The 25,153-nt window shown below is 55.3% G+C and carries 21 protein-coding genes; 12 read left to right on the plus strand and 9 right to left on the minus strand.

Annotated features, from left to right (window positions below; translation table 11 throughout):
* Positions 1-968 precede the first annotated feature (968 nt).
* Positions 969-2,558: a TerC family protein gene (locus tag LF929_RS14070; protein ID WP_038903809.1), complete on the plus strand. Its 1,590-nt coding sequence runs from the start codon at positions 969-971 to the stop codon at positions 2,556-2,558.
* 170 nt (positions 2,559-2,728) lie between these two features.
* On the opposite strand, the gene asmA is transcribed toward LF929_RS14070, so the two are convergent.
* The 4 genes from asmA to apbC all read right to left on the minus strand — a co-directional run bounded on the left by asmA (position 2,729) and on the right by apbC (position 7,345).
* Complete coding sequence (asmA, locus tag LF929_RS14075) at positions 2,729-4,543, minus strand: outer membrane assembly protein AsmA (RefSeq protein WP_226093493.1); 1,815 nt, start codon at positions 4,541-4,543, stop codon at positions 2,729-2,731.
* A 32-nt stretch (positions 4,544-4,575) separates the two neighbouring features.
* Entirely contained in the window at positions 4,576-5,157 is a 582-nt protein-coding gene (dcd, locus tag LF929_RS14080) for a dCTP deaminase (protein ID WP_016941903.1), read from the minus strand.
* Between the two features lie 102 nt (positions 5,158-5,259).
* On the minus strand, positions 5,260-5,901 hold the full coding sequence (gene udk / locus LF929_RS14085; protein WP_029456405.1) for a uridine kinase: 642 nt from the start codon (positions 5,899-5,901) through the stop codon (positions 5,260-5,262).
* A gap of 334 nt (positions 5,902-6,235) precedes the next feature.
* Positions 6,236-7,345: an iron-sulfur cluster carrier protein ApbC gene (apbC, locus tag LF929_RS14090; protein WP_012883950.1), complete on the minus strand. Its 1,110-nt coding sequence runs from the start codon at positions 7,343-7,345 to the stop codon at positions 6,236-6,238.
* A 302-nt stretch (positions 7,346-7,647) separates the two neighbouring features.
* Here apbC and metG point away from each other — a divergent pair, with 302 nt between their 5' ends.
* The 4 genes from metG to LF929_RS14110 all read left to right on the plus strand — a co-directional run bounded on the left by metG (position 7,648) and on the right by LF929_RS14110 (position 12,965).
* Positions 7,648-9,678, plus strand: coding sequence for a methionine--tRNA ligase (metG, locus tag LF929_RS14095; RefSeq protein ID WP_226093494.1), 2,031 nt, complete (start codon positions 7,648-7,650; stop codon positions 9,676-9,678).
* Positions 9,679-9,934: 256 nt separating this feature from the next.
* Positions 9,935-10,366 (plus strand): VirK family protein, encoded by a 432-nt coding sequence (locus tag LF929_RS14100; RefSeq protein ID WP_016941907.1) that lies wholly within the window; start codon positions 9,935-9,937, stop codon positions 10,364-10,366.
* Positions 10,367-10,613: 247 nt separating this feature from the next.
* Complete coding sequence (locus tag LF929_RS14105; RefSeq protein ID WP_016941908.1) at positions 10,614-11,690, plus strand: sugar ABC transporter substrate-binding protein; 1,077 nt, start codon at positions 10,614-10,616, stop codon at positions 11,688-11,690.
* Between the two features lie 24 nt (positions 11,691-11,714).
* On the plus strand, positions 11,715-12,965 hold the full coding sequence (locus tag LF929_RS14110; RefSeq protein ID WP_226093495.1) for an LVIVD repeat-containing protein: 1,251 nt from the start codon (positions 11,715-11,717) through the stop codon (positions 12,963-12,965).
* A 62-nt stretch (positions 12,966-13,027) separates the two neighbouring features.
* Here the strand turns inward: LF929_RS14110 and pgl are convergent, their stop codons facing one another.
* The gene (gene pgl / locus LF929_RS14115) at positions 13,028-14,023 is read right to left on the minus strand and encodes a 6-phosphogluconolactonase (RefSeq protein WP_226093496.1); all 996 of its coding nucleotides are present in this window, start codon (positions 14,021-14,023) and stop codon (positions 13,028-13,030) included.
* Between the two features lie 175 nt (positions 14,024-14,198).
* Between pgl and LF929_RS14120 the strand changes: the two genes are divergently transcribed.
* On the plus strand, positions 14,199-15,020 hold the full coding sequence (locus LF929_RS14120; protein ID WP_226093497.1) for a pyridoxal phosphatase: 822 nt from the start codon (positions 14,199-14,201) through the stop codon (positions 15,018-15,020).
* Between the two features lie 62 nt (positions 15,021-15,082).
* On the opposite strand, the gene modC is transcribed toward LF929_RS14120, so the two are convergent.
* The 4 genes from modC to LF929_RS14140 all read right to left on the minus strand — a co-directional run bounded on the left by modC (position 15,083) and on the right by LF929_RS14140 (position 17,888).
* The gene (modC, locus tag LF929_RS14125; protein ID WP_038907411.1) at positions 15,083-16,141 is read right to left on the minus strand and encodes a molybdenum ABC transporter ATP-binding protein ModC; all 1,059 of its coding nucleotides are present in this window, start codon (positions 16,139-16,141) and stop codon (positions 15,083-15,085) included.
* Positions 16,141-16,830 (minus strand): molybdate ABC transporter permease subunit, encoded by a 690-nt coding sequence (gene modB / locus LF929_RS14130; protein ID WP_038903803.1) that lies wholly within the window; start codon positions 16,828-16,830, stop codon positions 16,141-16,143. Before modB ends, modC begins: the two co-directional genes overlap by 1 nt.
* On the minus strand, positions 16,817-17,602 hold the full coding sequence (gene modA, locus LF929_RS14135) for a molybdate ABC transporter substrate-binding protein (protein WP_038903802.1): 786 nt from the start codon (positions 17,600-17,602) through the stop codon (positions 16,817-16,819). The genes modB and modA overlap by 14 nt, the downstream gene beginning before the upstream one ends.
* A gap of 136 nt (positions 17,603-17,738) precedes the next feature.
* Entirely contained in the window at positions 17,739-17,888 is a 150-nt protein-coding gene (locus tag LF929_RS14140; RefSeq protein ID WP_013317050.1) for an AcrZ family multidrug efflux pump-associated protein, read from the minus strand.
* 196 nt (positions 17,889-18,084) lie between these two features.
* Here LF929_RS14140 and modE point away from each other — a divergent pair, with 196 nt between their 5' ends.
* From modE to galM, 6 genes are all read left to right on the plus strand, one after another.
* Complete coding sequence (modE, locus tag LF929_RS14145; RefSeq protein WP_210175330.1) at positions 18,085-18,876, plus strand: molybdenum-dependent transcriptional regulator; 792 nt, start codon at positions 18,085-18,087, stop codon at positions 18,874-18,876.
* A gap of 82 nt (positions 18,877-18,958) precedes the next feature.
* A complete protein-coding gene (gene modF, locus LF929_RS14150) occupies positions 18,959-20,428 on the plus strand; it encodes a molybdate ABC transporter ATP-binding protein ModF (RefSeq protein ID WP_038907410.1) in 1,470 nt (489 codons plus the stop codon).
* Between the two features lie 256 nt (positions 20,429-20,684).
* Positions 20,685-21,701: a UDP-glucose 4-epimerase GalE gene (gene galE, locus LF929_RS14155; protein WP_038907409.1), complete on the plus strand. Its 1,017-nt coding sequence runs from the start codon at positions 20,685-20,687 to the stop codon at positions 21,699-21,701.
* Positions 21,702-21,843: 142 nt separating this feature from the next.
* Positions 21,844-22,914, plus strand: coding sequence for a galactose-1-phosphate uridylyltransferase (gene galT / locus LF929_RS14160; RefSeq protein ID WP_012883935.1), 1,071 nt, complete (start codon positions 21,844-21,846; stop codon positions 22,912-22,914).
* Positions 22,911-24,062 (plus strand): galactokinase, encoded by a 1,152-nt coding sequence (galK, locus tag LF929_RS14165; protein ID WP_168365229.1) that lies wholly within the window; start codon positions 22,911-22,913, stop codon positions 24,060-24,062. Before galT ends, galK begins: the two co-directional genes overlap by 4 nt.
* Positions 24,052-25,122, plus strand: a complete 1,071-nt coding sequence (gene galM, locus LF929_RS14170; RefSeq protein WP_038926064.1) for a galactose-1-epimerase — start codon at positions 24,052-24,054, stop codon at positions 25,120-25,122. The genes galK and galM overlap by 11 nt, the downstream gene beginning before the upstream one ends.
* The last annotated feature ends 31 nt before the right edge of the window (positions 25,123-25,153 follow it).

A 25,153-nucleotide genomic window follows, 5' to 3' on the forward strand; every position in this document is an offset into this window, starting at 1 on the left:
CTGTGGGCAGAACAAGGCGACGCGGACGCGAATAGTGCGCCGGTCAGGGGAAATGTCGCTGGTTGTGCCAGCGGTATAGGTTTTCGTGTCAGGGTAAACATGCTTACGCCATCGCCTTTCAGTCAAGTGAGTAACAGGCAGCCCACACGTCAGGATTCACGGTGGACCCATCGACCTTGTCGCCGTTTCGCTCATCACTAACCGGCAATCCGGTAGCTGAACGGTTTCAACGTCATGGAGGGCATGTTCTGAAACACCAGCGTACGCTTGTGGGAGAGCGGTTCAGGTACGCTACCGCCCTTGGCTTGTAGCTACCAACTCGCTGTCTCGATGTTGTTCCAGACTCGCCCAGCTATTGCTGTGACTCGTCATTAACTGACTCGTAAAAATGGCTTGCAAAAACATTAATGACACTAAAGTTTTGGATTAAATATTTTTAAAGTTGTGTCAATATCGCCACACCGGAGAGTAGTAAAAAATATTTGTTTATAACAAGACAAATATCTCCCTGATGTTTTTTTTCGGAAAAATACTAACATTCCATGCAATTTCTCTTATGACAGAAGATATTTTTATCCTTTAAAAACAAAGTTATAAATATATAGGAGACATCTTAATAAATATTTCATTTTCATATAATAATACCGTTAACACATTAGCGAACACCTGATGAGACCACCGATTGTGCTATTTTTCCGATGTTTTAGTGCATTCGGCATATAATGCATCCCCTTAATGAATAGATTATTTTTTGACCTGATCACTATTTTTTCTGTTTCTCAAAATGCATTGCAATCCATTCCATCTTGCTGAAAGTATTGTGATCACCCTCACAGGGGAGGAAGTGGGATAGCGTTGCCCGGCAATTTGATATCTATCAATCGAGATCGGTCGCGTTATGGTTGAGCGACGCAACGCCTGATACGCTATGCGCATGTAATTTGAAAAGGAAAAGGTGAACTCAGCCTATGGAATGGATCGTTGATCCGACAATGTGGGCCGGTCTGGCTACCCTGGTGGTGCTGGAACTGGTCCTGGGTATCGACAATCTGGTTTTCATCGCCATCCTGGCGGAGAAATTGCCGGAAAAATCACGCGATCGGGCGCGAGTTGTCGGATTATTGCTGGCTTTGTTGATGCGGTTCGTGCTGCTGTCCTCCATCTCCTGGCTGGTCTCGCTGACTCACCCATTGTTTAGCGTTCATGGGCATCCGTTTAGTGCGCGCGACCTGATTATGCTGGTTGGCGGCCTCTTTCTGCTGTTCAAAGCTACGATGGAGCTGAACGAGCGGCTGGAAGGCAAAGATCAGGCGCAGCAAACCCAACGTAAAGGGGCGCGCTTCTGGCCGGTGGTCGCTCAGATAGTGGTGCTGGACGCCGTATTCTCACTGGATTCGGTGATTACCGCCGTTGGGATGACAGATCACCTGCTTATAATGATGGCAGCAGTGACCATCGCCATCGGGCTGATGTTGCTGGCCAGCAAACCCCTGACTCGTTTCGTCAATGCACACCCCACCATCGTGATTCTGTGCCTGAGCTTTCTGCTGATGATAGGCTTCAGCCTGGTGGCGGACGCGTTTGGTTACCTGATTCCAAAAGGTTACCTTTACGCTGCCATTGGTTTCTCAGTGATGATCGAAATGCTCAACCAGCTGGCACAGTTCAACCGTCGGCGTTTTCTCTCTTCATCGACCCCATTGCGCCAACGCACCGCTGAGGCGGTACTGCGATTACTGCGCGGCGAACATGACGAGGCGGAGCGTGACAAACCCACCACCGAGCGAGTAGCGGATAACACCAGCAATGCCAGCCAGCCGGTGTTTAACCAGCAGGAACAGCGCATGATCGAGCGCGTACTCGGCATGTCGCAACGTTCTGTCAGCAGTATCATGACCATCCGCCATGATATCGAGCAGGTGGATATCAACAGCGATCCCGCCGATATCCCGACGTTGATGGAGAAAAACCAACACACGCGGCTGGTGATGTTCGACAGCCATGTGTCCAGTGAGCCGTTAGGTGTGGTGCACGTGATAGACCTGCTACGCCAGCAACTAAACGGCCAGGCATTGGATCTGCGGGCGCTGATCCGCCAGCCACTGGTATTTCCGGAACAACTATCGTTGCTGTCGGCGCTGGAACAATTCCGTGAGGCACACACACATTTCGCCTTTGTCGCTGATGAATTTGGGTCTATTGAAGGTGTTGTCACCCTGAGCGACGTCATGGAAACCATTGCCGGTAATCTGCCGCTGGAGGGGGAAGAGCTGGACGCCCGCCACGATATTCAAGAAAACGACGATGGTACGCTCATCGCCAACGGCTACCTGCCGGTCGAAGACCTACAGATGTACATCCCACTACAACTGAATGAAAAACGGGAATACCACACGCTGGCAGGTCTGTTGATGGAGTATGCACAGAAGATTCCCCAGGAAGGGGATGAAGTACATATCGACAATACCTTGTTCCGGGTACTGGCGGTAGAAAGTCATCGCATCATGAAGGTGCTGATTATCCCCGAAACTGACCCACAGCCGGATTATGAAGTGTAACTCACGCGACGGCTCAGTCGGTATGTCATAGCAACGGGGGTAATGACAACAAGAAAGGCGACCTGAGTCGCCTTTCTTGTTTCATCACATACTATTTTGTTGAAGATACCATTTCGCTGAAAACACGTATTTTCCGAAAATGATATTTCACCGAACCTGCCGCAGGCACATTACGGGTTTGTGGCAGGGGCCTTAGCGGCAGGTTGATTTTTCTCCGCCCAATCACTCAGGCGTTTTTTCATCTCATCCTGTAGCCGTTTACGCAGTACCTGGTCGACCTGCAACTGGTAGTTCAAATTACCGAATTCACCGTACAACCGGAATGGAATAGCGGTATCCTGCAATACCTGCACCCACTGGTCATCCCCTTTCCATCCCTGCTTCACCCGCACATTCATATTGATGTCACAGCGCTGGGCCGGTAAATCGAACTGACCATCACCCTCTAACGTCAGTGCTGCTGACTGCCCGGACAACGATTGCAAATTCAGTTTGCCCGCGTTAAGCGTTGCCTCACCACCCATCTGTTGGATATCGGTATAACGGCTATAGTCATCAGGGGCTTGAACGCTGTTGTTATTGCGCACGACCGCTTGCTGGATCAGTTGCTGGATGTTCAACCCGGAAAGCCGCAGTTGGTCAACCTGAACCGATGCAGAGCCCCGCCACTGAGAGATAAACGCCTGTCGCGACAGATCATTACCACTCAGCCGCCCTTGCAGGCTCAGTTTCCCATCCAGACCGTCAGGCAACTCAAACACCGGCAACAACGTAGCGAGCGGCAAAGCGGTCAGCGTTGGTTGAATAGAGACGACCGGAGAAGCGTACACATCCATAGTTCCCGGTATGGTAAAACGCCCCTCGCCAATCTGACCGCTAAAATCCGTCACGCTCACCTTGCCGCGCTGATTACTGCCTCTCAGCACAAACGCCTTAACCGTTATACCGCGGTAGACCAGGGTCGCTGCGTTCACTGCTACCCGCGCAATCGAATTACGCAAGCCTTGATAAGGTTCGGGCGGTTGGTCGTGCGAGAACACCGGTTGTGCGATGACCGCTTTGTCCCCACCGTCACCGGATGAGGTAGCATGCGCCAACCCCAGCAGGGCATCCAGATCCAATTTTTCTGACTGCAACGTCAGCACGTATTCCGGTACTGTGCCGAATGTCGCCGATAACGCCCCATTCAACTGGCTGTTATTGGCGCTAAGTGCGAATTGGTTGACGGTCAGTTTCTCTGGCTGGCGCTGATAGCTGCCGCGAATCGTCCCTTTCCCACTGATACCTTCTGCTGGCAAACCCGCGCCTTGCAACTGGTAACTGATGCTACTGACATCAGCTGCGACCTGTTGCGGGTAGTTTTGCATATCCAGTACAGCGTCGAGCGAAAACGACAAATCACGTTGATCGCGATTAAAACGGCTGGAAAGCGATACCTGCACCTGGCGGGACGCATCGCTGCGCATGGTCAGGTTAATGTCCCGAACATTCAGTGCCGGTGCGTTGCCACGCTGGAATACCAACACGCTATCGGCCACCTCAACCTGATTGATATCGAAATGCCACGGTGTATCGGCCTCCGGTGCCGATGGCCCCGTCGGCGCAATCGGTGCCGGGCTGGCAAGACGCGCTTCGCTATCCGGCGTCAAACGAATCACAGCGCCTTTCAGCATCACCTGTTTGACTTCCAGCTTGTGGGACAACAGCGGCCAGAGTTTCACATCCAGCCGCATGTTTTCGGCGTTGATCACCGGTGTGGCAGCACCCGGCGCACTGACCGACACATTACCGGACAGGATGCTCAGTTGCGGCCAGACGTGCCAGCGCAGCTCACCGTCCAGACTCAATCGATAACCGGTACGCATCTCGACCTGACGCACCATATAAGCCCGAAAATCGTTCGGGTTGATTAGCACCACCAACGCCGTCATGCCTGCGGCCAGCACCACCAGCAGGATCACCAGCGTGGTAAACAATCTTCTCATGCCATCCTCATTCGCTGTCGTACCTGGCCCAGCTAGTCTTTATCTATCCGGCTTGCTACTGCGCCCTGCTGGTCCTTGTATTTCGCGTCTTCACGGCGGTTATACGGCCGCGCCGCCGGGCCGGAGAGCGGTTCGAAACTCAATGCGCCGATAATCATTCCCGGGCGCAATGCCAGCGGCAGTTTACCCGAGTTATAGAACTCCAACACGATGCGTCCCTGCCAACCCGGATCGATACGATGAGCCGTCACATGCACCATCAACCCCAGACGGGCCAGCGAAGAACGACCATCCAACCACCCCACCAAATTATCGGGCAGTATCACCGACTCCAGCGTCACCGCCAGCGCCAGTTCACCTGGATGGAGGAAAAAGGCCTCGCCCTCCGCCAGATTGATTTCATCGCTCATGACGCGATCCAGCGCGGCGCTCACTTCATCCTTTGGCCCGCTCAGATCGATAAACGGTGCGGTATGACCGCTAAACACCCGGAACTGATTGCCTAATCGCACATCCACCGTCGCACCATTAATCCGTTCAATCGGGGGACGTGGTGTAATCACCAGACGGCCGTCATCCAGCCAGGCTTCAATGTCACGGTCGCACAGTCTCATCATCTTCTCCAGTCAGACTCTTGCAGGTGTTCAAACTGCCACAGCAGCGCCGGAAATACCACGCTGATCCCACCTGTTTTAAGGATTTTCTCAGCGAACAGCTTACTCAAAGAACTGGCTGATTTTCGCCTTCAGAATATCAATGGCGATACGGTTTTTGCCGCCACGCGGGACGATAATGTCCGCATACTGTTTGGACGGTTCGATAAATTGCAGGAACATCGGACGCACGGTTTTCTTGTATTGTTCCATGACCGAATCCATCGAGCGACCACGCTCGTTGACATCACGGCGCATACGACGCATCAGGCAAATATCCAGCGGGGTATCGACAAAAATGGAGAAATTCATTTCATTCCGCAGTCGCGCATCGGTCAACAGCAGAATACCTTCAAGAATAATCACCTTTTTCGGCGCCATCTGTAGCGTTTCCTGCAAACGCGTATGCTGCACATAGCTGTACTGCGGCAACGCGATCGGCTGACCGGCTTTGAGCATCTGCAAATGGTGCAACAACAGGCTGTGATCCATCGAACTCGGGTGGTCGTAGTTGGTTTTGACCCGTTCTTCCATGGTCAGGTGGGATTGATCCTTGTAATAGCTGTCTTCCGGAATAACGCCAATGTGTTCATCACCGACCTGATCGCGCAATTCACGATACAGCGTACTGGCAATAAGACTTTTTCCGGATGCGGACGCGCCGGCAATCCCGATGATGACACACTGGCGAGACTTATCAGTCATGGCAATAAAGACCTGATTAACAATAAAGAGGGAGGGGGACACACCGAACGGTTCTGGCGCGATTCGCACGAGAGCGTGCACCGAAGGATTACCATCAGCAACAGGCGTGGTTGATGCGCAACACAGTCAGGGGTGTCTGGACGCGGGCAATTATAGGGAGTTAGCACGATTCACGCCAGCATTACGCAGGCCGAGCGGCTGACAAAGGCATCATTCCCTGACGGATACCACACACTGGCATGACGGGCCTCCAATACCAAAGGCAATGACCAAAGGCAATGGATAACCCAAAGCAACGGATACCGCGCCTGCCACGGTATCCGCTTCATGAGGGTCAAACCGCGCGAAACGCGATTTCCGTCGGGATGACTTCCCCCTGCCAGTACAACTGTGCGGCTACCTGGCCTGCCAGTTCGCGGTACAACTGGGTAAACTCGCTGTCCGGCTTACTGACTACCGTCGGTTCGCCACGATCCAGGTCTTCACGCAATGAAATGTGCAGTGGCAACTGGCCCAGCAAGGCGCAGTGGTATTTTTCCGCCAGCTTTTGCGCACCGCCGGTACCAAAAATCGGCTCCAGATGACCGCAATTGCTGCAAATGTGCACACTCATGTTTTCCACGATACCTAATACCGGCACTTTCACTTTCTCAAACATCACGATGCCTTTCATGGCATCTACCAGTGCGATGTCTTGTGGCGTGGTGACCACCACCGCGCCGGTCACCGGCACGTTCTGCGCCAGTGTAAGTTGGATATCACCGGTACCCGGCGGCATGTCCAACACCAGATAATCCAGATCCGGCCACAGCGTATCCTGCAACAATTGCAGCAGCGCCTTACTGGCCATCGGCCCACGCCATACCATGGCGTTATCGTCCGTCACCAGATAGCCGATAGAGTTGGTGGCAAGCCCGTGCGCCATGATCGGTGCCATGTGCTGTCCATCCGGCGATGTCGGCCGCTCGCTGGCCGCCCCCAGCATGGTAGGAATCGACGGCCCATAAATATCCGCATCCAGAATGCCGACATTAGCCCCTTCGGCTGCCAGCGCCAGCGCCATATTCACCGCAGTACTGGACTTCCCGACACCGCCTTTACCGGAACTGACGGCGATAATATTTTTCACGCCTTTCACGCCAGCCTGATTGTTAACGCGACGCAACGTGGCGATGTTATGCGTCAGACGCCATTCCACTTCACGCGCGCCACACAAACGCAGCAATTCCTCACTGACGCTGTCTTTTAAATCGGCCAGCCCGCTCAGCCAGACGAACGGCATGGTCAGTTCGATATGCAACACATCGTCCAGCAACGCACAATGATGCAACGCATTGAGGGTGGTCAGGTTATTTTTCAGCGTCGGGTGCGAAAAGGAGGACAGTACGCCATTCACCATGGCGCGCAACATCTCGGGGTTTTGCGCGGGGAGTTTATCGTTCATCCCGGCTCCTTGAGTTTGAATTAAAGTCGTTAACAGCGGCCCTAGCATAACAGAACGCTTGCGCGTGGGTGTACCGCACACCGCTCGCAGAAATGGAAAAAATGGATGGAACAGCTTTCCGTGCACGTCCACACAGAGACTCTCTGTCGGTTTATTAACGGTTCTCTGTCGGTTTATTGAAGGGCAACGGATGGGTTTTGTTGCAGCCCATATCGCCGCAAGGTTTACGCATTACGACGCGATGGGGTAACATCAAGGCTCCTTCTTAATTTATTCACCAACCAACAAGCAAGTTCCCCACTATGACTCAAGTCGCAAATAAAATTTTGGTAACGTGCGCGCTGCCTTATGCTAACGGCCCGATCCACCTTGGCCACATGCTCGAACACATTCAGGCGGACATTTGGGTCCGTTACCAGCGAATGCGCGGCAGTCAGGTCCACTTTATTTGTGCGGACGACGCCCACGGCACACCGATCATGCTCAAAGCACAGCAGATGGGTGTAGCGCCTGAGCAGATGATTGCGACGGTGAGTCAGGAACACCAGCAGGATTTCGCCGGGTTTAACATCAGTTACGACAACTATCACTCTACGCACAGCGAAGAAAACCGCGAGCTGTCCGGGTTGATTTACCGTCGGCTGAAGGAGAACGGTTTTATCAAAAACCGCACCATTTCCCAGTTGTTCGACCCGGAAAAAAGCATGTTCCTGCCGGATCGCTTTGTAAAAGGCACCTGCCCGAAATGCAAGGCACCGGATCAGTACGGCGATAACTGCGAGGTGTGCGGCGCAACTTACAGCCCCACGGAGTTGATCGACCCGAAATCCGCTGTGTCGGGTGCAACACCGGTGATGCGCGAATCCGAACACTTCTTTTTCGACTTACCGGCATTCAGCGACATGCTGCAAAGCTGGACCCGCTCCGGCGCGTTGCAGGAACAGGTCGCCAACAAGATGCAGGAGTGGTTCGACGCCGGGCTGCAACAGTGGGATATTACCCGCGACGCCCCTTATTTCGGTTTCGAAGTACCGGATGCACCGGGCAAATATTTTTACGTCTGGCTGGATGCGCCAATCGGGTACATGGGGTCATTCAAAAACCTGTGTGATAAACGCGGCGACCTCAGCTTTGACGAATTCTGGCGTAAAGATGCCAGCGCCGAGCTGTACCACTTTATCGGCAAAGACATCGTTTATTTCCACAGCCTGTTCTGGCCAGCCATGCTGGAAGGCAGTGGTTTCCGCAAGCCGACCAACCTGTTTGTACACGGGTATGTGACCGTCAACGGTGCCAAGATGTCCAAATCACGCGGCACCTTCATCAAGGCTGACACCTACCTCAAGCATCTGGATGCCGACTGTCTGCGTTATTACTACGCGGCCAAACTGTCGTCGCGTATTGATGACATCGACCTCAATCTGGAAGACTTTGTACAGCGCGTAAACGCCGATATCGTCAACAAAGTGGTCAACCTGGCATCACGTAACGCCGGTTTTATCAACAAACGCTTTGATGGCCAACTGGCGGATAGTCTGGCTGACCCGGAGCTGTATCAAACCTTTATCGACGCCGCACAAACCATCGCCGAAGCCTATAGCAGCCGTGAATCCGGCAAAGCGGTTCGCGAAATTATGGCGTTAGCAGACCTCGCCAACCGCTATGTGGACGAGCAGGCCCCTTGGGTGGTTGCTAAACAGGAAGGCCGTGATGCCGACCTGCAGGCCATTTGTTCTATGGGTATCAACCTGTTCCGCGTGCTGATGACGTACCTGAAACCGGTACTACCGTCACTGGCAGAACGCGCTGAAGCCTTCCTGCAAACCGAGCTGAGCTGGGATTCACTGTCGCAACCGCTGACCAATCATCGGGTCGGTACGTTTAAAGCGTTGTTCAACCGCATCGACATCGCGCAGGTGCAAGGCATGGTCGACGCGTCCAAAGAGGAAGCCGCAGCGGCAGCCAAACCGGCGTCTGGCCCGTTGGCCGACAATCCGATTCAAGACACCATCGACTTTGCTGACTTCGATAAAGTCGACATGCGCGTTGCCTTGATCCAGAAAGCCGAACTGGTAGACGGTTCAGACAAGCTACTGCGGTTGACGTTGGATCTGGGCGGTCAGACCCGCCAGGTGTTCTCCGGTATCCGTGCTGCCTACCCGGAGCCCTCTGCGCTGGAAGGTCGTCTGACTGTGCTGGTCGCCAATCTGGCACCGCGTAAAATGCGCTTTGGCGTTTCCGAAGGCATGGTGATGGCCGCAGGCCCCGGCGGGAAAGACATCTTCCTGTTAAGCCCCGACAGCGGTGCCCAGCCAGGCATGCAAATCAAGTAAGCTCACTTGCATCAGGCCGCGTCGTCGGCCTGATGTCTCTTCCCTACCTCGCCTTATTTCACATCCGTTGTTAACACCTCCGACCTATCGCTATTTCAGATAAACGGCATAGCGCTTTCACCGTGGGCATGATAAACAGTGTCTCGGCGTGATTATCACTTCACGCACATAGCAGTATGCACGAGTGGCCCGTTCTTTCACACACCCTGTGATGGCCGCACCGTCATACCCACCGTCGATCATGGAGGAATATCGAATGTCTCGTATCACCCCGTTGCTGCTGAGCGCAGCCCTGCTTGTCACCGCCGCACCAGCCATGGCATCCAAATCATTGAAGAGTGCCAGCGATGTCATCACCGCCCTGAATCAGGGGCGCAGTGTTAACGTCACTATCGATTTATCCGCTTGCACGCCTCAGGATGGCACCCCAGTCAGTAAAACGCGTGGTGGTCTGCATATCAGCGCTTATCGTCTGATTGATAACGGTACGCTGTCATTTAGCGATGAGCACTTTACTGTCGCCAATGACGGCACGCCGATTCAGCAGTTCATGCGTTATCAGGTTCAGCCGGATAATACCGTGCGTTTCACCACCTACATGTTTAACCTGCCGGGCCTGCAGCAGCGCGGCAATACCCTGAGTTACCAGTGCAAACTGGGTCAGGACATCGGCTTCTTCGTGCAATAAGCCTTGCCAGACATACCCGGCAGACCGGGTATGTCTTTTCCCTCATTGATATTCCCCTCAACCAAGCTCGCCCTCTTGAACAAAACAAAAAGTTATAAGGTAAGCGCAAAAGGCATAATTCCCCCCCTTTGCACACCGCCAGGTTACCCGCTATGATTCCTCATCACTAAAATAGACATCCAGACATAAAGATATCTATAAGATATCCATAAATAGCAAACTTGCTTCACAACACCGAGGATTGAACATGAAGAAATTCCCTGTCGCACTGTTGGCCCTGAGCCTGACGGCTTCTTTCTCCACGCTGGCTGCAGAAACCCCCGCCACCGCCGCCCCGGTTCCTGCCGCCATCGCCAACCATCAGGGGCCGGTACGCATCGCCGTCATCCGCAACCTCGGTTCAGATGACAACACCACTCAGTTCGTTTCCGGCGTGCTGGAAGAAGGCAAAAAGCTGGGTTTTAAAATCAGCACCTTTCTGAGCAACGGTGACGACGCTAAATTTCAGGATTTCGTGAACCAGGCCATCAGCCAGAAATACGACGGCATCATTCTGTCGCAAGGCCGTGCGCCCTACTCCACCGATCTTATTCAGCGCATCGTCGACAGCGGCATCAAAGTGGCCGTGTTTGACACGGCTGTTGATCGCACTATTCCCGGCGTGACGGTCAGCCAACAGGATGACGCCTCGCTGGCTAACGAATCCCTCGGCCAGTTGGTAAAAGACTTCAACGGCAAAGCTAACATCATCAAGCTGTGGGTGGCCGGTTTCCCGCCGATGGAACGCCGTCAGACGGCCTACCAACAAATTCTGAAAGACAACCCCGGTATTAAAGAGCTGGAGTCCATCGGCGCGGTGTCTTCCGACGTACAAGGTGATACCGCCAATAAAGTCGGCGCAATTCTGGCGAAATACCCGAAAGGTAAGATTGACGCTATCTGGGGTGCGTGGGATGCCTTCAGTCAGGGTGCATACAAAGCGCTTAAAGAAAACGGCCGTACCGAAATCAAACTCTATAGCATCGACATTTCCAATCAGGATTTGCAACTGATGCGCGAAGCCAATAGCCCGTGGAAAGTCAGTGTCGCGGTAGACCCGAAACTGATCGGTAAGGTCAACCTGCGTCTGGTCGCCAACAAGATTGCCGGTGAACCGACACCCGCCACCTACCAATTCCGTGCCGCCAGTATTCCGCAGGCGCTGTTGGTCAGTCAGCCTGGGCCGGTCAACGTGGCTGGGCTGGCAAAAATCATCCCAGGATGGGGCCAGACCAATGACTTTATTGCGCCGTGGTTTGCTACACTGGAAGCCAAAAGCAAATAAAGGTCTGTCATAACGGAGGCTTATATGGCATCAGCGCCCCTGCCCATGCCGGAATACAGCCGCAATATGCGGCTGATTGGACACAGCGATCAGGGCGGGCGCCCTGATGGCGTACAGGTCATGGTGCATCGCGGTTACGCCTATATCGGACACATGGTGTCGCAGGGCGTATCCATTGTCGATGTGCGTGACCCGAAGAATCCCAAACCAGCCGGTTTTATCACCGCACCACCGGGTACCTGGAACATCCATCTGCAAACCCATGATGACCTGCTGTTGGTGGTCAACGCGCGCGACCTGTTCGCCGACGCCCGCTTCGCAGAAGAAAAGGTCTACTACACCCGCTCGGTGGCAGAGACCGTCAGCAGCGGCCAGCAGGATAAACACTGGAGCGCCGGACTACGGATATTCGATATTTCTACCCCCGACCAACCGCGTGAAATCAGCTTCCTGCCGCTTGATGGTATCGGCATTCATCGTATCTGGTACGTGGGCGGACGCTGGGCGTATGTTTCAGCCCTGCTGGACGGCTACAGCGACTACATCTTTCTGACCATTGATCTCGCTGACCCGCGCAAACCGGAAGTAGCCGGTCGTTACTGGCTACCCGGCATGCACACGGCTGGCGGTGAAACACCGAGCTGGCCAGAAGGCAAACGCTACGCGCTGCACCACGCCATTGTCAGCGGCGACACCGCCTACGGCAGCTGGCGTGATGGTGGCTTGACACTGCTGGACGTCAGTGACCGTACCCAGCCGAAACTCATCAGCCATCGCAACTGGAGCCCACCGTTCGGCGGCGGTACCCACACGGCGTTGCCATTGCCGGATCGCGACCTGCTGATCGTGCTGGACGAAGCGGTGCTGGATAATCAGGAAGACGGAGAGAAACTGATTTGGGTGTTCGATATCCGCGAGCCAGCTAACCCGGTCAGCATCGCCACCTTCCCGCAGCCCAGTGAAACCGATTATGTGAAGAAAGGGGCACACTTCGGCCCGCACAATCTGCATGAAAACCGACCGGGTAGCTTCATCAGCTCAACACTGATTTTCGCCACCTATCAGAACGCCGGCGTGCGCGCTTACGACATCAGCAATCCATACCGGCCAAAAGAAACCGGTGCGCTGGTGCCTGCCGCACCTGAACGTATGATCGATAAACGCCCTGGGCGGCCACAGGTGATCCAGTCTTGTGACGTGTTCGTTGACGCGCAAGGGATTATCTACAGCACCGATTACAACGCCGGATTATCGATCATCGAATACCGCGGCTGAGCCACCGGGCGAATACGCGCTGCCTTACGGCAGCGCGTGATACAAACCTTGCTTGTCAGTGATTAGTCCAACGCCAGTACTGACACCCACATCGGCCCTTGTCCCACCGCGTAACGCGCCAGCGGCGTCAGGTTACCGTTGTCCGGCTGAATGCCGTAAACCTCAATATGGTGAGATTTCTGACCGGCGGCGATCAGGAACTGGCCGTTATGATCGATGTTAAAACCGCGCGGTTGCGTTTGCGTCGGCTGGTGCCCGGTCAGGGTCAATGTCCCGTCTTGCGCGGATACATCGAAAATGGAAATCAGGCTGGCGGTACGATCCGTCGTATACAGATGACGGCCATCCGGCGTGATGTGGATATCCGCCGCCCAGCAGGTGCCGGTGAAATCGGCTGGCATGGCATTCAGCGTCTGGATCCGTTTGCCTTCGCCCTGCGCATCCAGCTCGAACACATCCACCGAGCTGTTCAGTTCATTAATGCAATAGGTGAAACGGTTATTCGGGTGATACGCCATATGACGCGGCCCGGCACCAGCGGCGGCACGCTGCTCCGCAGGCTGGTGATCGCTCAGACGGCCATCGCTGCCGACATCATACAATCTGATGCGATCCTCTTTCAGACAAGGGGCCCACAATACGTGATTCGCCGGGTCGATGTTGGTCGAATGGCATCCTTCCAACCCGTCGAGCTGCTGGCAGGGTTCCTGTACCACACCATCATCGCCGATGGGGCTGACGCTAACACACGCATTGCTGTAAGAAGCGCTGAACAAGAAACGTCCGGCGTGATCGGTCGACAAGTGGGTTGGGCTGCCCGGTAACGATGCCACACCGGCTTCGGTCAGTTTGCCTTGCCCATCAATCCGGTAGCTGATGACCCGAAATTCAGGACGCACACCGACATACAGATGGCGCTTATCCGGCGCGATAACCATCGGTTGCACCTGTCCGGGGACATCAACCACCTGTAACAAGCTCAGCGCCCCGCTGGCGGCGAGCTGCCAGACATGAATCTGCTGACTTTCCGGACTGGCGATATAAACCACTTGCTGCATTCGATTCTCCTTGTTGGCACCGATGAGGCGGCAGGTGCGCCTCGTTACGCTCAGGCTAGGCTTTCATTTTTCTGTACTGACTTCCAAAGTCAGTACAGAAAAAGGCTCTGTCGCTGCAGAGGGCATCCAGTGTACCATCCCAAAGAAGTGAACCCGATAACCTGTTGAGAATACCATGACCTATCGCATCATTGCCCTCGATCTGGACGGCACACTGTTAACGCAAAAGAAAACGATTTTACCTGAATCCTTACAGGCGCTGGCACAGGCCCGGCAGGCCGGTATCAAGGTTATTATCGTGACCGGTCGCCACCACTCGGCTATCCACCCGTTTTATCAGGCGCTGGCACTGGATACCCCCGTTATCTGCTGCAACGGCACCTACCTTTACGATTACCAAACCGGGCAGACCCACGACGCCAACCCGCTCACACCGGCACAGGCCAAAAGCGTGCTGCAAGGCTTGCAGCAATTCGCCATTCACGGCCTGATGTACGCCGACGACGCGATGCTCTACCAGCACATTACCGGCCACATCACCCGCACCCAGACCTGGGCGGAAAAGCTTCCCGAATCTCAGCGGCCCGTGTTTCGCCAGGTCGATGACCTGATGACCGCCACTGACCGCAGCCGCTCTATCTGGAAATTCGCCACCCACCATACCGATACCGCTGTATTGAATGACTTCGCTAAACAGGTTGAAGAAGAGTTAGGTCTGGCTTGCGAGTGGTCATGGATGGATCAGGTGGATATTGCCCAAACCGGTAACAGCAAGGGCCGTTTACTGCAACGCTGGGTGGAATCGCAAGGGTTCAGCATGAACGACGTCGTCGCGTTTGGCGATAATTTCAATGATATTAGTATGTTGTCTGCTGTTGGACTGGGTGTCGCGATGGGTAACAGCGCCGACGACGTCAAAGCTCATGCCGATCTGGTGATTGATCATCATGAAAAACCCGGCATTGCAGAGGTTATCCGCAGTCGGGTACTGGCCTGACACCATCACGGCCCACCCACGTACAGGTAGGTGGTGTGGTGCCGTGACCGTCACAAACACACTCATGGCGTGATCGACACGCTCTTAACCTGAGCGTACAGGCGCTGCCCAGCCGTCAGCGCCAGTTCATCACGCGCCCAGGGCGTGATGCGGGCCCACAGAATGTGCCCACCGAGATCCAGCTTAACTTCCACCTGTTCGCCGACCTCAATGCATTCCACCACACGAGCCAACAGCACATTACGAATGCTGCTGACAGCGGGTCGTTGCGTCACCAGCGACACATCAGCCGCATTGATGCGAATGCGCAGCTCATCGCCCTGCGGTGCATCAACACGCCCCACCCACAGCGGCTGTTCACCCAGTGACAGCGCCGTCATCGCGTAATGCGGATGATGCTCCATCACCGTCACCTTCAGAATGCTGCTCTGCTCTTCTCGCGGTAACCAGGCGCGCAAGGCGTTACTGGCCCATACCTCCTCCAGCGAGCCTTGCGCCTTCACCTGCCCTTTATCCAATACCAACACCCTATCCGCCAGCCGCACCACTTCTTCCAGACTGTGGCTGACATACAGAATCGGTGTATTGACCTCACGGGCCAGGCGCTCCAGATACGGCAACAGTTCGCGTTTACGCGGTGCATCCAGAGATGCCAATGGTTCGTCCATCAGCAGCAATTCCGGTGCAGTCAGTAACGCGCGACCGATAGCCACCCGCTGTTTCTCACCGCCGGACAAGGTCATCGGGTAGCGTTTGAGCAAGTGCCCGATACCGAGCAACTGCACGATATCGTCAAACTGCGCCTGCATCGAGGCGGCCATCCCGTAACGTAAATTCCCCAACACCCGGTAATGCGGGAAGAGCCGAGCATCCTGAAACACATAACCAATACGACGCTTTTCCGGCGGCAAGAACACCCTTTGTGCGCTGTCTGACAGCACCCGATCATTAAGCTGAATAAGCCCGCTATCCGGCCGGGTCAGGCCGACAATGGCATTAATCAGCGAGGTTTTCCCGGCCCCCGAGACACCGAATACAGCGGTAATACCACTGGCGGGAAGCTGGGCGGCGACACGGAGCGTCAGGTCTCCCAATTGCTGAGTAAAATCCAGTTGCAGCATTATCCCCCCAACCGTTTACGGCTCCAGCGGGTGAGCCATTCCGACAACAACAGTGACACCAGCGACAACCCAATGGCGATAACGCACAACCGGGCGGCCTGCATTTCCGCCCCCGGCGTTTCAATCAACGTATACATGGCATTGGGAATGGTACGGGTTTCGCCCGGAATATTAGACACAAAGGTGATGGTGGCACCGAACTCCCCCAGCGAACGCGCGAACGCCAGTACGGTGCCGACAATGATCCCCGGCGACGTCAGCGGCAGCGTGATGGTGAAAAAAACGCGCCAGCGCCCGGCACCCAACGTTCGCGCCGCCAGCTCCAGCCGGGTATCCACCGCTTCCAGCGCCAGCCGAATGGCGCGCACCATCAACGGAAATGCTACAACCGCCGACGCCAGCGCCGCGCCATGCCAGCTAAAACTGAAGCTAAAGCCAAACCAGTGGTAAAGCCAGCCGCCTACCACGCCTTTGCGCCCCATGACAATCAGCAGCAAATAGCCGATCACCACCGGCGGCAGCACCAGCGGCAGGTGGATCACGCTATCCAGCAACGATTTTCCGACAAAGCGGCAACGCGCCAACACCCAGGCGGCCAGAATGCCTAACGGCAAACTGCAACTGACCGCCACCAGCGAAACCTTCAGGCTCAGCGAAACCGCCTGCCATTCATAATCACTGAGCAGCATTAACCGGCGTAAATCCGTATTGTTTAAACACGACAGCGGCCTGCGGCGTTTTCAGGTAATCAAAGAAGGCATTGACCGTCGGCGTGTTATGCCCTTTCACGATAGCCATCGGGTATTCCACCGGTTTGTGGGTGTTATCCGGGAAGATGCCGACCACTTTCACTTTGGTACTGGCAACCGCGTCCGAGCCGTACACTATCCCCAGCGGTGCTTCTTCACGTTCAACCAACACCATAGCGGCACGTACGTCATTGGCGCGGGCCATCAGCGGTGACAAGGTGTCCCAGGCGTTCAGCTTCTGTAAGGCTTCTTTGGCGTAGATACCGGCCGGTACATGGTCCGGGTCGCCGACAGACAAACGACCGCCTTTCAGCAGCGCTTTCCAGTCGGTTTTCTCGTCTATTTTAAAACCTTTTGTTTCAGCGGATTTAGGCGCAATCACCACCAGTTGATTGCCCAACAGTGTGTAGCGGGTATCGTTTTCAACCAACTGCTTACCCTGGGCATAATCCATCCACTGCTGATCAGCGGAAATGAACAGATCCGCGGGCGCGCCCTGTTCAATCTGACGTGCCAGCGTTGATGACGACGCATAGGATGCAACGATAGAAACCTGTTTTTCCTTTTGGTATTGCGCAGCGATATCCTGCAAGGCGTTGGTCAACGAGGCCGCAGCAAACACCGTCACCTTCTCCTGCGCCAGTGCACTATTCGCACTCATACCCAGTGTCAACGCGGCGGCGGTCAGCCAATAAGTCCATTGCTGTTTCATATTATCTCCAGAGATTACCGTTATGTAGTGAATCACATAACGATAAATACCGAATCTTAGCCGCGTTGTCATTGTTCTTAAGCAAAAAAAATCCGGCCAAGGCCGGATTCTTTAAAACAGGAACGCAGGGAACGGATTATTTGCGCGCCACAGAGGACTCGCGGTGGCCGATGGCGGAAAACAGGTTGAACACTTCGCCCAGCCCATAAATAGCCCCCAGAATCAGTGCCATCATGACCGGCACCATGCACACCGCAAACAGCAGGCTTTTCAGCAATTCCAACATATCGACCTCATCTTTCACCGTCGCTGGCCGTTGTACCACCAGCATCTGATTAACTCAGGATAGACTATTCTAACCTCATTGCTGTCGATGAGTTTACCTGAATCGCCGGAATTAGAGCGGCCATTTGTGCGGTTTGCCTGTTTGACGCAAAACGATGACAATACAAATGATTAGCCGCCCAGATACGGATGTGACCATGCAAGCAGAAATTCTTCTTACCTTAAAACTTCAGCAACGGCTCTTTGCCGACCCGCGTCGCATCGCTCTGCTCAAGCAGGTGCAACAGACCGGCTCCATCAGCCAGGGCGCGCGCCTGGCTGATATCAGCTACAAAAGCGCCTGGGATGCGATTAACGAAATGAACCAGCTCTCGGAGCAGACCATCGTTGAGCGTACCACCGGCGGCAAAGGGGGTGGCGGCGCGGTGCTGACACGTTACGGTGAACGGCTGCTGCAACTCTATGACCTGTTAGGACAGATTCAACAAAAAGCGTTCGATGTGCTACAGGATGACACCCTGCCGCTGGACAGTCTGTTGGCGGCTATCGCCCGTTTTTCACTGCAAACCAGCGCCCGCAATCAGTTTTTCGGCACCGTTCTGGAACGCGATCAGCAGCAGGTTCAGCAGCATCTGTCTATTCTGCTGGCCGATGGTCATACCCGTATTCAGGCCGCCCTGACCCAGCAGAGTGCCGACAGGCTGCAACTCACCGGTGGTAAAGACGTGCTGGCGTTAATAAAAGCGCCGTGGGTGACCATTACCCCGCAAATCGCCTCAACCCCCGGGCACGACAATGTGTTGCCAGGCCGCATCAGCCACTTGCAACCCGGCCAGACACAAAGCGAAGTGCTGGTGACACTGGAAGGCGGCGAGGTCGTCTGCGCCACCTTATCCAACGATGAAGTGACACGGCAAGGTCTTCAACCGGAGATGGCGGTCTATGCCAGTTTTAATGCCGACCAGGTGATTATCGCTACCCTGTGTTAACACCTCTGACACCACGCCGCTTGACAAGACGCTAGCTTCCCTTTACCCGTAAAGGGTCTGTCATTTCGTAAAGGGAATCATCATGTCATTGCTGCACATCCATCAGGCACAGTTCCGGTTAAGTGATACCCGAATGATGCGTCTGGATGAACTTACGTTGCATCAGGAACAGTGCTGGGCGTTTGTCGGCGCTAACGGTAGTGGAAAATCGGCGCTGGCGCGCGCACTCAGTGGTGAACTGCTGTTGCTGTCAGGGCAACGTCAGTGCGACTTTCAACGTGTGGCGCGCCTGTCATTCGAACAGTTGCAACAGTTGGTATCGCAGGAATGGCTGCGCAACAACACCGATATGCTCAGTGTCGACGAAGACGATACCGGGCGTACCACCGCCGAAGTCATTCAGGACAGCGTGCGCGATGTCGAGCGCTGCAACCAACTGGCGACACAATTCGGCATCGCCCATTTATTACCACGTCGCTTCAAATACCTCTCTACCGGTGAAACCCGTAAAACCATGCTGTGTCAGGCATTAATGGCACAGCCGGACCTGTTAATTCTGGATGAACCGTTCGACGGGCTGGATGTGGCCTCACGCACACAGTTGACCGATTTGTTAGCGTCGCTGGCGGCCCAAGGGCAGGCACTGGTGTTGATTCTCAACCGCTTTGAAGATATTCCGGCTTTTATCGGGCAGGTCGGCGTGCTGGCGGATTGTACGCTGACGCGCCAGGGTGCTCGCGAAACGGTGTTGTCCGATGTGCTGATATCGCAACTGGCGCACAGCGAAACACTGGCCGCTACTGCGTTGCCAGAAGCGGAAGACCCGACTCAGCGGCCGGCGTTGCCGCCGGATCAACCCCGCATTCGGCTATTGCACGGTGTGGTGAGCTATAACGATCGCCGCATACTGGACGATTTAAGCTGGGAAGTGTTGCCCGGCCAGCACTGGCAGATAGTCGGCCCGAATGGCGCGGGTAAATCCACCCTGCTCAGCTTAATCACCGGTGATCACCCACAGGGCTACAGCAATGACCTGACGCTATTTGGCCGTCGGCGCGGTAGCGGCGAAACCATCTGGGACATCAAACGCCACATCGGCTACGTCAGCAGTAGTCTGCATCTGGAGTATCGCGTCAGCACCAGCCTGCGCAACGTTATTCTCTCCGGGTTCTTCGACTCCATCGGCATTTATCAGGCGGTATCGGACCGCCAGCGTTTTCTGGTCGCCGAATGGCTGTCGCTGCTCGGCCTGCCGGACAGTGTGGCTGATGCGCCATTCCAGTCGCTGTCCTGGGGGCAACAGCGGTTGGCATTGATTGTGCGGGCACTGGTCAAACACCCGGCCTTGTTGATCCTTGATGAGCCGTTACAAGGGCTAGACCCGCTCAACCGTCAGCTCATTCGCCGCTGGCTGGATATCCTGATCGGTCAGGGACAAACCCAATTACTGTTTGTTTCCCACCATGCGGAAGATGCGCCGAACTGCATCACTCACCGTCTGACCTTCGTACCCGATGGCGATGGCTACCGTTACCTGACAGAAAGCTGCTGATCTTGCACACACGGTTTCGCAGTAAGCGAAACCGTCATCTCACAGGCAATAATAAGCACATTAGTGATAACGCTACCACACCAGTTGCAATCTATTTTCATCTGAACGCACATCGCGCTATGCTGCTCTTTCATCATCCTGGGAAGAGGTGGGTTATGAACCAACAGCCCTAATATCGCTATTTACGGCGTTGATCACCTTTTTCCTGCCACGGTCATGCTATTTTTCCACTCAGTTTTCTGCAACAGAGGTCATTATGAAAGTATTGGTTACAGGTGGTAGCGGTTACATAGGAAGCCATACTTGTGTACAACTGATCGCCGCCGGTCATCAGCCGGTTATTCTCGACAACCTGTGCAACAGCAAAGCCAGCGTGGCGCAGGCGATTACCCACGTCAGCGGGCAGACGCCGGTGTTTTATCAGGGCGATATTCGCGATCGCGACCTGTTGCAGACGATTTTTTCTGAGCACGATATCGGCGCGGTGATCCATTTCGCCGGTCTCAAAGCGGTGGGCGAATCAGTACGTGAACCCATCAGCTATTACGATAACAACGTCTACGGCACGCTGACGCTGGTGGAAGCCATGAAGCATGCCGGTGTTAAAACGCTGATTTTCAGCTCGTCGGCTACCGTATACGGCGACCAGCCGCAAATCCCCTATCAGGAAAGTTTCCCCACCGGTACCCCCGCCAGCCCTTATGGCCGCAGCAAACTGATGGTAGAGCAGATCCTGCAGGATTTGCAGCGTGCGGAACCGGACTGGAGCGTGGTGCTGTTGCGCTACTTCAACCCGGTGGGCGCACATCCGTCAGGTGAAATGGGTGAAGACCCACAGGGCGTGCCTAATAACCTGATGCCCTACATTGCTCAGGTAGCGGTAGGCCGTCGTGAGTCGCTGGCGATTTTCGGCAATGACTATCAGACCGTTGATGGTACCGGCGTGCGCGACTACATCCACGTGGTAGACCTGGCAGACGGCCATGTCGCTGCCATGAATACGCTACACGGGAAAGCAGGCGTACACATTTATAACCTTGGCGCTGGCGTGGGTTACAGCGTACTGCAAGTGGTGGAAGCCTTCAGTCGCGCCTGCGGCAAGCCGTTGCCCTACCATTTTGCACCACGTCGTGACGGCGACCTGCCTGCCTACTGGGCCGATGCAGAAAAAGCCGCACGCGAGCTTAACTGGCGCGTCAGCCGGACACTGGATGAAATGGCGGCCGATACCTGGCGCTGGCAATCCCTCCATCCAAACGGTTTTTCAGACTGATAACAGTTTTCAGACTGATAACAGTGTCCTGATAACAGATAGCAGCGTCGCCCTGTTTTGCAGTGCGTGTTTTGTGCACAAGTCGCTGTGAAATCACTGTGTTGATGACGAACATTTTTCGATGAGAAAGTAAGGTATCCGAATGGTGTATTTTGATCCCGTTGAACATCCGCATCGTCGCTACAACCCACTGACCGGGCAGTGGGTGCTGGTGTCGCCACACCGAGCCAAACGTCCGTGGCAGGGGCAACAGGAGAGCGTGTCATCCGACCCGCTGCCGTCACACGATGCCACCTGTTTTCTTTGCCCCGGCAACGTGCGGGTCACCGGCGATACCAACCCTGACTATCCGGGTACCTTTGTGTTCACCAACGATTTTGCCGCGCTGATGGCAGACACACCACCCGCCCCGGAAAGCAACGACCCGCTGATGCGCTGCCAAAGTGCGCGCGGCACCAGCCGGGTCATCTGTTTTTCACCAGACCACAGTAAAACCCTGCCGGAACTGCCGCTCAGCGCACTCGAACAGGTGGTCGCAACCTGGCAACAACAGAGCGCCGAACTGGGGCAAACCTACCCGTGGGTACAGGTGTTTGAAAACAAGGGCGCAGCGATGGGATGTTCTAACCCACATCCGCACGGCCAGATCTGGGCCAACGATTTCCTGCCCAACGAAGCGGAACGGGAAGACCGGCTGCAACGTGACTATTTCCATCAGCACGGTTCTCCCCTGCTGGTCGATTACCTGCAACGCGAATTGCAGGACGGCGCACGCCATGTGGTGGAAACCGAACACTGGCTGGCGGTAGTCCCCTACTGGGCAGCCTGGCCTTTCGAAACCCTGTTACTGCCCAAAGCTCACACCTTGCGCCTGCCGGACATCACCCCAGCACAGCGCCAGGATTTGGCACTGGCGTTAAAGCAGTTGACCAGCCGTTACGACAACCTGTTCCAGACCTCATTCCCGTATTCCATGGGCTGGCACGGCGCGCCCTTTACTGACGGTGACCATCAACACTGGCAGTTGCACGCCCATTTTTATCCACCGCTGCTGCGCTCCGCCACGGTGCGTAAATTCATGGTGGGGTATGAAATGCTGGCAGAAACCCAGCGTGATTTAACCGCCGAGCAGGCGGCTGAACGGCTGCGCGCCGTTAGCGACATTCATTACCGTGACAGTAGTCACCTTCGTGATTCAGGAGTTCAGGCATGACCTTATCAGCACGCACCCAGTCGGTTTTCCAGCAACAGTTCGGTTACCCGGCAACCCTTACCGTTCAAGCGCCGGGACGGGTCAACCTGATAGGTGAGCACACCGACTATAATGACGGCTTTGTGCTGCCTTGTGCCATCAACTATTCCACCACTATCAGCGCCGCCCCACGTGACGACCGGCAAATCCGGGTCATCGCGGTGGACTACGACAACCAGCAAGATAGCTTTTCGCTCGATGCGCCGATCGACCACCACCCGCAGTGGCAGTGGGCAAACTATGTACGCGGCGTCATCAAGCACCTGAAAACCCGTAGCGATGCCTTTGGCGGAGCAGATCTGGTGATAAGCGGCAATGTGCCGCAGGGCGCTGGCCTGAGTTCGTCAGCGTCTCTGGAAGTCGCGGTCGGTAAAGCCATTCAGGCGTTATACCAGTTGCCATTGGACAATGTGGCGCTGGCACTCAACGGCCAGGAGGCGGAAAACCAGTTCGTCGGCTGTAACTGCGGCATCATGGATCAGATGATTTCAGCCCAGGGCCAACGTAACCACGCGTTACTGATCGACTGCCGTTCGCTGGAAACCCGTGCGGTATCGATGCCGGACAACGTGGCGGTGATGATAATCAACTCCAACGTCAAACGTGGTCTGGTAGACAGCGAGTACAACACGCGTCGCCAGCAGTGTGAAGCCGCCGCACGCTACTTTCAGGTTAAAGCGCTGCGTGACGTCAGCGAGGCCGATTTCGCGGCCAAAGCAGCCGGTCTGGATGACGTGGTAGCACGTCGCGCACGCCATATCATTACCGAAAATGCCCGTACGCTGGCGGCAGCCGATGCACTGACGCGGGGCGACCTGCGCCAGATGGGCGAACTGATGGCCGCGTCTCATGCCTCGATGCGGGATGACTTCGAAATTACGGTGCCGCCTATCGACACACTGGTGGAGATAGTCAAAGCCGTGATCGGCGATGAAGGTGGGGTTCGCATGACAGGCGGTGGATTTGGTGGCTGTATCGTGGCGTTGATCCCACAACAGCAAGTAACAGCGGTGCAAAATGCCGTGATGCGGGAGTATCCGGCAAAAACCGGATTACAACCGACCTGTTACGTTTGCCAAGCCTCGTCAGGAGCCGGTTATGTCGAATGACCCAGTTGAACCACGAGCGCCACACACGGCGCTCGCCCCAGATGGTCAGCCATTTCAGCTGACCATACTGCAAAACCGCCACGGTACGCGGGTAACGCTGATGGACTGGGGAGCCACCTGGCTCTCTTGTCAGTTACCGTTGCCCGACGGAACCGTGCGAGAAGTGCTGTTGGGCTGTGCGCCTGAGCAATACCCCCATCAGTCTGCCTATCTGGGCGCATCGGTGGGGCGTTACGCTAACCGCATCGCCAACGCGACCTTGCATCAAGGCGATACCGCTATTCACCTGCTGGCTAATCAGGGCGAGCACCAGTTACATGGCGGGCCGGACGGTTTTCATGCTCGCCGCTGGCAAGTCGTGGAACAACGTGACGATCAGGTCACTTACCAGCTGTTTTCACCGGATGGTGACCAGGGCTTCCCCGGTGCGCTGACCGCACGGGTCAGTTATCAACTCACCGATCAAAACGCACTGGATATTGAGTATCAGGCCGAGGTCGATCAATCCTGCCCGGTATGCCTGACTAATCATGCTTATTTCAACCTCGACGGCGAACCAACCGATGCGCGTCACCATCAGTTGCAACTGATGGCGGATTACTATCTGCCGGTCAATCAGGATGGCATCCCCGGTGATGCGTTGCGGGAAGTGGCCCACAGCAGCTTCGATTTTCGTCAGCGCAAAACCTTACTGCAGGACTTCCTGTCCGATGCCGACCAGCAGGCGGTTCAAGGTTATGACCACGCCTTTTTGCTGCACCGTACCGGTGGCTCCAGTGAAAGTCCGGCCGCTAACCTGTGGTCAGCAGACGGCAAGGTGCAGATGCAGGTGTACACCAGCGCACCGGCGCTACAGCTCTACAGCGGTAACTTTCTGGCGGGTACGCCCTCACGCGACGGGTCGCCTTATGCCAACTACGCCGGGCTGGCGCTGGAAAGCGAATTTCTGCCAGACAGCCCCAATCACCCCAACTGGCCGCAGCCTGACTGCTGGCTGAAACCGGGCAAGCGCTACCGCTCACTGACCCGTTACGCGTTTATCGTCACGCCAGCGGACTGACATACACCAGAGAGCCAGCACCGCTGGCTCT

The organism is Dickeya oryzae, from assembly GCF_020406815.2.
GTDB classification, from domain to species: Bacteria; Pseudomonadota; Gammaproteobacteria; order Enterobacterales; family Enterobacteriaceae; genus Dickeya; species Dickeya oryzae.

Excerpts from the sequence above, each read along its gene's own strand:
- LF929_RS14120 (WP_226093497.1), top strand. The coding sequence starts at position 14,199 with ATGACCTATCGCATCATTGCCCTCGATCTGGACGGCACACTGTTAACG.
- galE (WP_038907409.1), top strand. The coding sequence starts at position 20,685 with ATGAAAGTATTGGTTACAGGTGGTAGCGGTTACATAGGAAGCCATACT.
- galT (WP_012883935.1), top strand. The coding sequence starts at position 21,844 with ATGGTGTATTTTGATCCCGTTGAACATCCGCATCGTCGCTACAACCCA.
- modC (WP_038907411.1), bottom strand. The coding sequence starts at position 16,141 with ATGCTGCAACTGGATTTTACTCAGCAATTGGGAGACCTGACGCTCCGT.
- metG (WP_226093494.1), top strand. The coding sequence starts at position 7,648 with ATGACTCAAGTCGCAAATAAAATTTTGGTAACGTGCGCGCTGCCTTAT.
- asmA (WP_226093493.1), bottom strand. The coding sequence starts at position 4,543 with ATGAGAAGATTGTTTACCACGCTGGTGATCCTGCTGGTGGTGCTGGCC.
- galM (WP_038926064.1), top strand. The coding sequence starts at position 24,052 with ATGTCGAATGACCCAGTTGAACCACGAGCGCCACACACGGCGCTCGCC.
- LF929_RS14140 (WP_013317050.1), bottom strand. The coding sequence starts at position 17,888 with ATGTTGGAATTGCTGAAAAGCCTGCTGTTTGCGGTGTGCATGGTGCCG.
- LF929_RS14105 (WP_016941908.1), top strand. The coding sequence starts at position 10,614 with ATGAAGAAATTCCCTGTCGCACTGTTGGCCCTGAGCCTGACGGCTTCT.
- modB (WP_038903803.1), bottom strand. The coding sequence starts at position 16,830 with ATGCTGCTCAGTGATTATGAATGGCAGGCGGTTTCGCTGAGCCTGAAG.
- modA (WP_038903802.1), bottom strand. The coding sequence starts at position 17,602 with ATGAAACAGCAATGGACTTATTGGCTGACCGCCGCCGCGTTGACACTG.
- pgl (WP_226093496.1), bottom strand. The coding sequence starts at position 14,023 with ATGCAGCAAGTGGTTTATATCGCCAGTCCGGAAAGTCAGCAGATTCAT.
- udk (WP_029456405.1), bottom strand. The coding sequence starts at position 5,901 with ATGACTGATAAGTCTCGCCAGTGTGTCATCATCGGGATTGCCGGCGCG.
- LF929_RS14100 (WP_016941907.1), top strand. The coding sequence starts at position 9,935 with ATGTCTCGTATCACCCCGTTGCTGCTGAGCGCAGCCCTGCTTGTCACC.
- dcd (WP_016941903.1), bottom strand. The coding sequence starts at position 5,157 with ATGAGACTGTGCGACCGTGACATTGAAGCCTGGCTGGATGACGGCCGT.
- LF929_RS14070 (WP_038903809.1), top strand. The coding sequence starts at position 969 with ATGGAATGGATCGTTGATCCGACAATGTGGGCCGGTCTGGCTACCCTG.
- LF929_RS14110 (WP_226093495.1), top strand. The coding sequence starts at position 11,715 with ATGGCATCAGCGCCCCTGCCCATGCCGGAATACAGCCGCAATATGCGG.
- modF (WP_038907410.1), top strand. The coding sequence starts at position 18,959 with ATGTCATTGCTGCACATCCATCAGGCACAGTTCCGGTTAAGTGATACC.
- apbC (WP_012883950.1), bottom strand. The coding sequence starts at position 7,345 with ATGAACGATAAACTCCCCGCGCAAAACCCCGAGATGTTGCGCGCCATG.
- modE (WP_210175330.1), top strand. The coding sequence starts at position 18,085 with ATGCAAGCAGAAATTCTTCTTACCTTAAAACTTCAGCAACGGCTCTTT.
- galK (WP_168365229.1), top strand. The coding sequence starts at position 22,911 with ATGACCTTATCAGCACGCACCCAGTCGGTTTTCCAGCAACAGTTCGGT.